The sequence below is a fragment of the Shewanella sp. NIFS-20-20 genome, assembly GCF_019209865.1.
Taxonomy (GTDB): Bacteria; Pseudomonadota; Gammaproteobacteria; order Enterobacterales; family Shewanellaceae; genus Shewanella.
In genome coordinates this window covers 22925-34112 of the sequence record NZ_JAHUTT010000042.1, presented here as the reverse complement: position 1 = coordinate 34112, position 11188 = coordinate 22925, and the positions used below count along the sequence as shown (strand labels likewise).

The 11188-nt window shown below is 50.3% G+C and carries 5 protein-coding genes, 1 tRNA gene, 1 pseudogene and 1 CRISPR repeat array; of the genes and pseudogenes, 3 read left to right on the top strand and 4 right to left on the bottom strand.

Annotation, left to right across the window (positions count from 1 at the left end):
- Window positions 1–126 precede the first annotated feature (126 nt).
- Window positions 127–2291: a CRISPR direct-repeat array (repeat unit 29 nt; unit sequence GTGTTCCCCGTGCCCACGGGGATGAACCG).
- 124 nt (window positions 2292–2415) lie between these two features.
- The 3 genes from KU855_RS13245 to KU855_RS13235 form a co-directional block, all read right to left on the bottom strand.
- A tRNA-Pro gene (locus KU855_RS13245) sits at window positions 2416–2492 on the bottom strand.
- Between the two features lie 140 nt (window positions 2493–2632).
- Complete coding sequence (locus tag KU855_RS13240) at window positions 2633–4414, bottom strand: DUF3413 domain-containing protein (RefSeq protein WP_218530752.1); 1782 nt, start codon at window positions 4412–4414, stop codon at window positions 2633–2635.
- A 63-nt stretch (window positions 4415–4477) separates the two neighbouring features.
- A complete protein-coding gene (locus tag KU855_RS13235; protein ID WP_218530751.1) occupies window positions 4478–4696 on the bottom strand; it encodes a YejL family protein in 219 nt (72 codons plus the stop codon).
- Window positions 4697–4768: 72 nt separating this feature from the next.
- Here KU855_RS13235 and yejK point away from each other — a divergent pair, with 72 nt between their 5' ends.
- Window positions 4769–5797 carry a nucleoid-associated protein YejK gene (yejK, locus tag KU855_RS13230; RefSeq protein ID WP_218530750.1) on the top strand — a complete coding sequence of 343 codons (1029 nt, stop codon included), beginning with the start codon at window positions 4769–4771 and terminating at the stop codon, window positions 5795–5797.
- 179 nt (window positions 5798–5976) lie between these two features.
- Window positions 5977–6813, top strand: a complete 837-nt coding sequence (lepB, locus tag KU855_RS19095; RefSeq protein ID WP_218530749.1) for a signal peptidase I — start codon at window positions 5977–5979, stop codon at window positions 6811–6813.
- A gap of 84 nt (window positions 6814–6897) precedes the next feature.
- Here the strand turns inward: lepB and KU855_RS13220 are convergent, their stop codons facing one another.
- Entirely contained in the window at window positions 6898–7983 is a 1086-nt protein-coding gene (locus tag KU855_RS13220; protein WP_371316361.1) for an AI-2E family transporter, read from the bottom strand.
- 233 nt (window positions 7984–8216) lie between these two features.
- Here KU855_RS13220 and KU855_RS19090 point away from each other — a divergent pair.
- Window positions 8217–11109: pseudogene (locus KU855_RS19090) on the top strand (ExeM/NucH family extracellular endonuclease).
- Window positions 11110–11188: the final 79 nt, after the last annotated feature.

The window sequence follows — 11188 nt, the reverse complement described above, 5'->3', positions numbered from 1 at the left end:
GCTCAAGCAATGCGACTGTGGTGCGCCGAGCCAAAAAGTGAAGATGAAGAAAGCGGGTTGGAACGATGATTATAGGGCAAGAGTCTTCTTTGGGTTATAAATCCATCAAAGTATGCTCCCGCCCTGGTGTTCCCCGTGCCCACGGGGATGAACCGTTTTGGAAAACCACAGTATTTATGACTTTGGCGTGTTCCCCGTGCCCACGGGGATGAACCGCATCGCCGCCAGTGCCGCCAGACCAGCCAGAAGTGTTCCCCGTGCCCACGGGGATGAACCGGTTGCTTGATACTGGCCTGACTGTTTACGCTAGTGTTCCCCGTGCCCACGGGGATGAACCGTATGCGCTCAAAAAGATGGGTGTAGCTTGTGAGTGTTCCCCGTGCCCACGGGGATGAACCGCCTTACTCCGGCAAAATGCGAACGAACAAGCCGTGTTCCCCGTGCCCACGGGGATGAACCGGTTGACGGTCGATAGTTTATACAGACCGTTAACGTGTTCCCCGTGCCCACGGGGATGAACCGCCCAGCGTGAGCGTCAGGCCAAACTTGAGATCGTGTTCCCCGTGCCCACGGGGATGAACCGCGGGACCCGATCCAGAGTTAGTACGTCAAGCCGTGTTCCCCGTGCCCACGGGGATGAACCGCAGATCACCACCTCAGACCGTGGTGAGTCCATGTGTTCCCCGTGCCCACGGGGATGAACCGCGTGTTTCTACTCTGCCCACTTGGCGCATCGTGTGTTCCCCGTGCCCACGGGGATGAACCGGTATTTTTGCCATCGCCGGATGATGAGATATCGTGTTCCCCGTGCCCACGGGGATGAACCGTTCAACTGTTGAACTTTGCAATTGTGATATTCGTGTTCCCCGTGCCCACGGGGATGAACCGAAGCTGTATTTTATCAATGACTCACCACCAATGTGTTCCCCGTGCCCACGGGGATGAACCGTGGAGAATTGAATCAATCATATTTTGGTGTAAGTGTTCCCCGTGCCCACGGGGATGAACCGTTCGAATACCCTGACCTCATGCTTGCCAAATGGTGTTCCCCGTGCCCACGGGGATGAACCGTTGTCCAACGAGGCATTTGGCCGCGAGCAAGAGTGTTCCCCGTGCCCACGGGGATGAACCGGTGTTGGCCACAGTGCTCATGCCAGTAACCAGGTGTTCCCCGTGCCCACGGGGATGAACCGATGTGCGCACCGGTGTTTACTGGGATGGTATTGTGTTCCCCGTGCCCACGGGGATGAACCGTTAATGTAAGTGAATCATTATCACTATAAAGAGTGTTCCCCGTGCCCACGGGGATGAACCGTTAATGTAAGTGAATCATTATCACTATAAAGAGTGTTCCCCGTGCCCACGGGGATGAACCGTCTCTTTGTCGATTGATATTGCATCGGCCGCAGTGTTCCCCGTGCCCACGGGGATGAACCGTACAGCAGCTGGAAACCAGCAACTATCTTGAGGTGTTCCCCGTGCCCACGGGGATGAACCGCAGCAATCCCAGCTCACTGCGTTTATTAAAAAGTGTTCCCCGTGCCCACGGGGATGAACCGTGCTTTCCAACGCTTAACACTGAGGGCAATGCGTGTTCCCCGTGCCCACGGGGATGAACCGCCAACCGCCAGAATTATCGCAGACCTTACCATGTGTTCCCCGTGCCCACGGGGATGAACCGTCCACGGATTTACGCAGTGGGTAGAGCATGTCGTGTTCCCCGTGCCCACGGGGATGAACCGTGATTGCGGGCGGTGAATGTTGGCTCGATAAAGTGTTCCCCGTGCCCACGGGGATGAACCGCCAGTTATGCAGAGTTGCTTGCCACTATCGAGGTGTTCCCCGTGCCCACGGGGATGAACCGATAGTCACGCATCGGTGTATCGAGTTCTGAGAGTGTTCCCCGTGCCCACGGGGATGAACCGGGGTTGCTACAGAAAGCTCAATCAGGCGATATGTGTTCCCCGTGCCCACGGGGATGAACCGCTTGCATTTCAGTGAGCTTGGACTGAGTGCCGGTGTTCCCCGTGCCCACGGGGATGAACCGTAGATTTTTGGTCGGGGCTTAACCTTTCGCTAGTGTTCCCCGTGCCCACGGGGATGAACCGCAAGAAGTGATACAACTATCGCGATTAACGGAGTGTTCCCCGTGCCCACGGGGATGAACCGATTGGTTTGCTAGCGTTCCGCCGCTATCCAGTGTGTTCCCCGTGCCCACGGGGATGAACCGGGGGGCGGCTTTACTTTTTTAAGAGGATTTGAGTGTTCCCCGTGCCCACGGGGATGAACCGACGTTGATCCTGTTATGTGGTAAGTTCGCGCTTGCTTTGGGGATGTGAAACCGGGGAGGCCGCAGGGTGACTTAAGGCTAAAAGCAAAAAGGCTCACTATTAAGTGAGCCTTTCCACAAGAATTTGGTCGGTATGAGAGGATTCGAACCTCCGACCCCTGACACCCCATGACAGTGCGCTACCGGGCTGCGCTACATACCGAGAACCAAACCAGAGAGGCTAAGCCGTCATCTGATGGGGCGAACTTTAGCAAGAGCTCGACAGCAGTGCAAGGACAAAATACAACAAATTCAGCTAACTGGCTATTTTACAGGCGTATTTAATCCTGCGCGGGCCATGGGTTAATGTTTGTATAAACGTCGGCCTTCGCGCATCACTTGGATAAGCTCTGGGGCACTGAGTTTTTTATTCAGTTGTTGCTGATAATCCTTATCATAAATCGAGTATTGGCCGTGTCTATCGATAACAGTGATCTCGGCGGGCTGATAGATAGCAAATATGCGGTTATCACCAATGTATATCCATGGATCTTCATTGGGACTTAACAGTTTGCGGCCCGCAGTATATTGGCTGGTCGCTTGCTCGCAACCGAGTACATCTTGCAGCAAGGTATTCACTAAGCCATGGTGGCTGGTCATGTCATTTATTTTTTGCGGCCCTTTGCCCGGCCAGTGAATTATCATCGGTACTCGGACATTTTCTGGCGAAAGGTCATGATTATTCGCTTGGTTGAAACTAAAGACTTTGCCGGTGATACCGGTGATGATCACCATGGTGTCGGCGGGCAGTTGAGGAATGATCTCAGCCAATTGGCTATCAATAAAGTTGAGGGATTGGCGATACTGATTAAATAACACTCGCTCGGCCGCTTTAAGTGGTTTAGGCGGTTTGACGGTTTCGACCCCCAGAAACCCAATCGGAGTGTCATAACTTTGTGGCGCGGTTAAGTCGAGTAAGGCAAACCAAGGCGGGGTTTGGCTGGGGCGCCACTGGGTAAATTGGGCGATAGCTTGTTTATCGGCAGCGGCTTCACTGATGTCATCGCCACTGAGGTGGACTGTGAAATCGTTAAACATGGCCGCAGGCGTTAGCCCTTGCATATTATTGGGGCTGATAAATAACCCCAGATGATAACCCGCATGTCTAAAGGATTGGGTTAACAAGGGACTCATATTTTGGAGTTCTACCGCATCCAAGTAGCTTCCTTGTAACCCGTAGAGCAAGGAAAACATGCTGCTGGAAAATTGATCGCCCCCAGCATAATGCTGAGTAAAATCGAGATTATTGGCCGCGTATTGGCTTAAAAAGGGCATGGTGGCGGCATCGACTAAGTCGGCGCGTAAGCTATCAATGGTGATCATTAAGATATTGGGGGTCGATGTGACATCGCACTGCAGGGCTTGCGCTGGGTATTGTAACTTGGTATCGAAATTAAGATTGCGGTCTTGATTATCGCTATCAATGCCATGGCGCGCCATAAAGGTACGGGCGGTGGCAGGATACGAGAGCGGATAGGCCTGATCGTAGCGTGTGATTTGAGTGACATCGGTGGCATCAGCCCAAATATGAATAAGGTGGCTACTGACAAAACATAAGCCGACAATCGCGACAATTTTGGGACCGACATGGCGCTTTTGGATTTTATCGACCCGTTTCCACAAATAATTGGCGGCGGTCAGCTCAATGGCTAAAATCGCTAAGGGGGTCACAATGTAACTGGTGCCTTTGAGCAGGGCATGTAAATCGGCCCAAGCTAAGTCGAATACGAATGGACTGAGGTGGAGGCCGTAGTCGTCAAAAATAATGGTGTCGTATAACAACGCACATAAGCTGAGGGTGGCGACGATGGCGGCATAACCGCGAAGAATTTTAGAATATGGCAGCAATAAGCTGATCGGAAACAACAGCACAAGATACACAATAAAAGCAAGAAAGCTAAAGTGGCCGATGGTGCTGATGGCTAAATAGCCCCAACCCAACAGACTTTCAGGACTTCCAACAGTTTCAATATAACGGCTACCAATGATCATGGCTAAGATGCCGTTAAAGAAAGCAAACCAGTGTCCCCAGTTTACGAGGCGCGAGACTTTATCTCGCACCAGCTGTTTTTGTCGCTCTACCATGATGCTCCAAGGTCTTTTATTATCTGGTGTATCTTATGCTGCTTTTGCGTTAATTCGCCAGTTTTAGTTTGTTTTAACTGATCTTTCTAACGCTTTGGCAAACTGCTCGGCCACGCTGCTGCGGGCTTTGGCGGCCACTTGGGTTTCGAGTACATGGGTCACACAGTTGCCTAAGACCATTAATCGTAAGTCGGTCGGGGCTTGGTGCTTTTCCATCACGGCCATAAGCTCGGCGATTAGGGATTCTACTTCGGTGTTACTGTATTTTGATTGAATAGCCATAGAAAATAATTCACTTTAAAACGGTATAGCGGCATATAATAGCTGATTTACACGGCTATCACTATCAGGCTTATGAGTATTCAGATCGATCAAGCAATTATTCATGAAATTACCCAGGATGGCGAAGGCCAACTGAGTTGTCGTTTACGTCCTCAACCCCTGCTTAATGGACAGGCAGTGGCACAAATGCTCGAAGAGTTACATCGCTCGTATACCAGCAAAGCGGGTAAAGGTTTTGGTTATTTTGGCGTCGCTGAAGGTGATGGAGAAGCCAACCCTGAGTTTGCTGAAAAACTCGCCAGCTACCGAGAAGGTGGTACTGGCTTTGTGGAGTTTAGTTCAGCCGCGGGGCAGTTATTACAGCAAGAGCTGGCCAAGTATGATTTCAGCCACGGCGGTTTTTTACTGTTAGCCAGCTACACCAATATTGCTACTGACTATTTATTTGTGGCGTTACTGAATGCTAAGTCATCCATGACTGTGCTCGATGATATGGAGTTGACTCAGGTCGATTACCTGGATTTAACCAATATGCAGTTGGCGGCGCGGATTGATTTGACCGAGTGGCAAGTCGATAACGCCTCTAAAAAGTATATTTCGTTTATCCGTGGCCGCGCGGGGCGCAAAGTCGCGGATTTCTTCCTCGACTTTATGGGCTGTGTTGAAGGGGTCAATCCTAAGGCGCAAAACAAATCATTGATGAATGCGGTGGAAGATTTTGTCAGTGGTAGTGAGTTGACTAAGGTTGAGCAGCAAGAGTGCCGTAATAAGGTGTTTGAATATTGCGCCGAGCGTTTTGATACGGGACATGATATCGATATGAAAGATTTGGCCGATGAACTGGCCGATTCAGGTATGGATTCATTTTATGATTTTGCCAACACCGGTGAATATGAACTCGATGATGCGTTTCCGGCGGATAAAGCCACCTTGCGCCAGTTAAAAAAGTTCTCTGGTACCGGCGGTGGCATTAGTTTAAGTTTCGATGGTGGCCATTTAGGCGATCGGGTGATTTATGATCCTATCTCGGACACCTTATTGATTAAGGGGGTGCCGGCCAATCTTAAAGATCAGCTCGATAGACGTAATAACAAAGGCTAATCGCCACTGGTTGACTGACATAGGGCACTGAGTGCCCTATTTTTTTGGCCAACGGATATTCCATTCACTCACTGATCAATCAAGTATGGTCATGCAGGCATGACTCGCTTGTTTGCCCAGTAGCAAGCATTTAGGCTAGAGTCTGACGTTGACGTTTTAACACCCCCTAAGGAGTTGATGTGATCCGATCTAGACAAGTTTGGATAGCCGCTGCGTTATCATTGTTGATCCCAGGGCTTGGTCATATGTATGTCGGTCACATTCGCCTTGGATTGCTGTGGCTCGTGAGTTTGTACAGTGGCTTTGTCATCGCTGGCGCCGTGGGAATAGTGGCCAATCCTTATGGGGTGATAGGGCTAATCGTATTCACTTTAGTCATCTATATCCTCGTTGTGATCAGTGCGGTGCGCTTAGCGCGGCAAGGCAAGGCATATCACCTTAAGCCCTATAACACTTGGTATGCTTATGGCGCCGCGGCGCTGTTGTTATTGTTAGTCAACCATGGCGTATTTTCCGTGCGCGGCGATATGTTTGGTTTCGAGACCTTTAGTATTCCCTCAAAAGTGATGGCGCCGAGTTTGCGTCCCGGTGACGTTATCCTGGTCGATACCCGAGATAAGCAGGTCGAGGTTGGCGACGTGATAGTGTTTTACCCGCCAGATCAGCCGAGTGCCTATGTGATGCGGGTAGCTGGCTTAGGCGGAGACACGATTGCCATTAAAGCGGGACAGGTGCTGCGCAACGGCACAGTCGAACATCGGCTTGAGGTGGCGCCATCCCAACGTCAGCGCGATTACTCGCTTGCCATGGCGACGCGTGATATTGCGCCAGATCAGTTGTTTGTGTTGGGGGATTGGCGCGATAACAGCCGTGATAGTCGTTTTTTTGGAACCATTGCGCCTAGCAGTATCGTTGGTACCGTCACGTTGATTGGCTTTGCCGATGACCTTGCCCGGATTGGGCCGCTAGCAGTGGCTGTAGAGGCGACACCGAGGGCAATTGGCTTGAGTCATTGATACTGATTGCCATGACTATTGGGCGGAGGCATTCGGCCGACTTAGTGCCGGTAGAATGCCTGTCAATCACTAACGAACCCTTGCTTATTCCTTATCTTGTTGGGATAAAAAGCTTTCAAACTCCACTTCGTAGAGTCTAAATAACACTAAGGTCACCGCAAAAATAATCGGGCCATAGACTAAGCCTATTAATCCGAATAACTGCAAACCGCCCAGCAATGAGAAAAATAGCAGTAGAGTACTCATGCCGGTATTGCCTTGCATCAGCCATGGCCGCAGGAAGTTATCGATAGAGCCAACCACCACTACGCCCCACACCACTAAGAAAATACCCCATTGCCAATCTCCGGTGAGGAATAAGTAAATCGCGGCGGGCAGCCAGATCATGGCGGTACCCACAAAGGGAATAAACGATGCGAATGCCATCATACTGCCCCAGAATAAGCCCGGGAATCCGGCCAGTGCCATGGCTATGCCACCCAATATGCCTTGGGCTAACGCCGTTAAGAATGAGCCTAATACCGCCGATTTAGCCACTGATTCGACTTCATTAAGGATTTGGTCTTCTTGCGAACGCGACAGTGGAATAATGTGTCGCAAGCTATCGATGATTTTGTCTTGATCGCGTAAAAAGAAAAACAGCACAAATAGCATTAATGAGAAATCCAGTACAGTGTCAGTAAAGTCTCCCACCAAACTGGTACTGGCCCCGACTAAGGAGGTGCTGAGCTCGGTGGCCGCAGAGGCGGCGCGTTGGACAAATTCGTCAGGTTTGATGGTATCAAAGGGCAGCCATTTATTGAGTAATTCAAATCCTGAATGAACCCAAGGGTGAGCCAGTAATCCTTTGGCACCGCCTTCAGTCAACCATTGATAGGCATTCCCCATAAAGTTGACGCCCTGATCTATGATGGCGACGGCCACCAATAATAAGGGAATTAATACGATGACTGTCAGTAAGGTGCAAGATAATGCCGAGGCTAAATTCGGACTGTTAGGCAGACGTTGCTGAATACGGCCATGCACGGGTAAAAACAGTAATGACACAATAAAGCCAAGTACAATCGAGCCTAAATAAGGCACGACCAATAAATAACAGGCATAGATGGCGACGGCTAAGGCTAGCATCAACACCAGATGCCGCGGTTGCAGTTTTAGACCGTTGATCACAACAGGTGACTCCGACAATGGGGAAAATATTTGAATCAGGATTAAATCACGGCTAACCCTTCTCGACAAACAAAATCTAACTAATTGATATTAGGTATTCAGAACAAAAGTCTTTAACAATGTGTCATTAAATTGTTGCAAAACTGTCACTCTCCGTCCTTATTATATTTCTGTCTTTCGAAGGGGTTTTTTATTCCTCTCGATTCCTATAATAGATTTTTGGGAGATACGGTATGCGAAAAACATTACTGGCGAGCGCGATTATCTTGGCCTGTGGGCCGAGTATGGCGACTAGCTTACTCATTACCGAGTATGTGGAAGGTTCAAGCAACAATAAGGCGCTGGAGCTGACTAATGTGAGCGATAGCACTCTTGATTTGAGTCAGTACCAATTAAAGTTTTATTTTAATGGTAATCAGCAAGCCGGCACTAGCCTAGCTTTATCTGGCAATCTAACTCCCGGTAGTTCATTTGTGGTGGCTGATAATGATGCCTCTGCTGCTATTTTGGCGCTCAGTGATCTCACATTCAATGACAGCTTTTTTAATGGTGACGATGCGATTGAGCTGGTGAGCCAAGGGCTAGTTATCGATAGCTTAGGGCAAGTTGGGGTTGATCCCGGCAGCGAGTGGGGCTCAGGCTTATTGTCGACCAAGGACAATACCCTGCGTCGAGATAGCAACGCCAGCGCCGATACTGACAGTAGCGATGCGGTGGATCTCAATGGTTGGCAAGGCTTTGAAAACGATAACATTGATGATTTGGGGCAGTTCAATGGTGGTGGTACTGAACCTTTAGTGTGTGCCGAACCGGCGACCAGCATCCATGATATTCAAGGGACGGGTGAAGCCAGTCCTCTGGTGGGTGAACAGCACGTGATTGAGGCGGTCGTCACTCAGCACATGCCTGGGTTAAAAGGCCTATTTGTGCAGGCATCGGACGATGACATTGACCAGTCGCCATTAAGCTCTGAAGCCCTCTTTGTGTATTACGGTAATGAGCCCTTAGATTATGCGGCCGGCGATCGGATAAGATTGCAGGGGCGTGTCTCGGAGTTTGGCGAATTAACCCAGTTGACGAACCTCAGTGGACACTTGCTGTGTGCCACTGATCAAGCGTTACCAGCGGCACAAGCGTTGAGCTTGCCGTTAACCTCTCTCCAACAGCCCGAACGTTTTGAAAGTATGCGAGTTGCATTTGCTCAAGGTTTAGTCGTCAATGAAGTGTACCGTTTAGGTCGCTATGGCGAAGTGACGTTAGGCAGTCAACGTCACGCGATTGGCACCCAAGTGGCATTGCCCGGTTCCGAGGCGTTGGCCGTGACGGCGGCTAACGCCCTAGATACTTTAGTGTTAGATGATGGCTTAACGGTGCAAAATCCTGATCCTATCCGTTATCCGTACCCGGGTCTCAGTGCTGAAAATACCCTGCGAGTGGGCGATCAAGTCACTGGTTTACGTGGGGTAATGCATCAAGCCTTTGGTGCTTACCGGATCCAGCCTGATGGTGTTGTTAATATAGTGCAGGCCAATCCGCGCCAGTTTGACGCACCTTTGAGCCGTGATGGTACGCTGGCGGTGGCAAGTTTTAATGTCCTTAATTATTTTAATGGCGATGGTCAAGCGGGCGGCTTCCCTACCGCTCGTGGGGCGGATGCAATCATGTTCAACCTCGGCGATTATTTTACCCGGCTTCCCTACCGCTCGTGGGGCGGATACCACACAAGAGTTTACTCGCCAACGCGACAAAATTATTCGTGCCATTTATGATCTCAATGCCGATATTGTTGGCCTGATGGAGATTGAAAATGATGGCTTTGCTGAGCATAGTGCGATTGCTGATCTCGTGGCCGGCGTCAATGCGCTGGCTGATCTCGTGGCCGGCGTCAATGCGCTGGCTGGCGATAATGCCTATGCCTATGTAACCCCTGAGACCAGCCAGATTGGCAGCGATGCGATTGCGGTTGGGATCTTGTATCGTCCCGAGAGGGTGACCACCGTAGGCGCGGCTAAGATTTTAGACAGCCAAAATTCGCCAGTGGATGAAAATGGTCTGCCTTTGTTTGATGACACTAAGAGTCGGCCAATGTTAACTCAATCCTTCACCGAACTGGCCTCTGGACAAACCCTAGTGATTGGGGTCAATCACCTTAAATCGAAAGGCAGTAGTTGTGCTGGAGATGGTGATGATGACACTGGCGATGGTCAAGGCAACTGCAATCTGACTCGTACCCGTGCGGCGCAAGGGATTACTGGCTATTTAGCGCAACAATATCCTCAACAACATATTGTGCTGTTGGGGGACTACAATGCCTATCGTCAAGAAGATCCGATCCGGCAGATCACGGCGGCAGGTTTTGCGGAAGTCGCCAGTACCCTCGACGCCACATATCCCTATTCCTATGTTTTCGATGGTCAGTCGGGGCAATTGGATTATGGTTTCGTTAGTGATTCTTTGCTGGATGCCGTGGTGGATATGGCCTACTGGCATATCAATACTGATGAACCTTTGGCGCTGGACTATAACCTAGAGTTTAAGAGCTCAGCCCAACAAGACAGCCTGTACCAAGACACGGCGTTTCGTTCGTCGGATCATGATCCGTTAATCATGACCTTGGCGTTATCCCCAGCCAATCAGGCGCCAATAGCCGATTTTAATTTTCAGCAGCAACTAGATGTCGTCAGTTTTATGTCGACGGCAAGCGACATCGATGGCGAAATCGTCAACTGGCAGTGGGATTTTGGCGATGGCAGTCAAGGGGCGGGAGCGCAAATTAATCATCAGTACCATGCTAGTGGTGACTATTTAGTCCGATTAGTCGTGACTGATGATCAAGGTGCAACAGCCGCCATCAGCCAAACTGTCACGGTTGAGGCGTGGCCTGAAGGCGAGGCGCCTGTGGCGAAGATCAGGCAGTTTAGTTTGTTCTGGTGGCAGATATTTATGTCGGTAAGCACTGACAGCGATGGTCAGATTGTCAGTCAAACATGGCAATTTGATGATGGTTTTACCTCATCTAAACGGGTGGTGACTCGTCGGAATCATCAAGCACAAAACGTCACCCTGACCGTGACAGACGATGATGGCTTAACCGGCAGTGTCACAGAGGCTATCGAGGCCAATTAACGGCACACATGGCATTAAGGTATCGCTTTTGGGGCAGTATTGACTGCCCCGTTATCTTGTTGCAAAGCCGTGTTCAGTG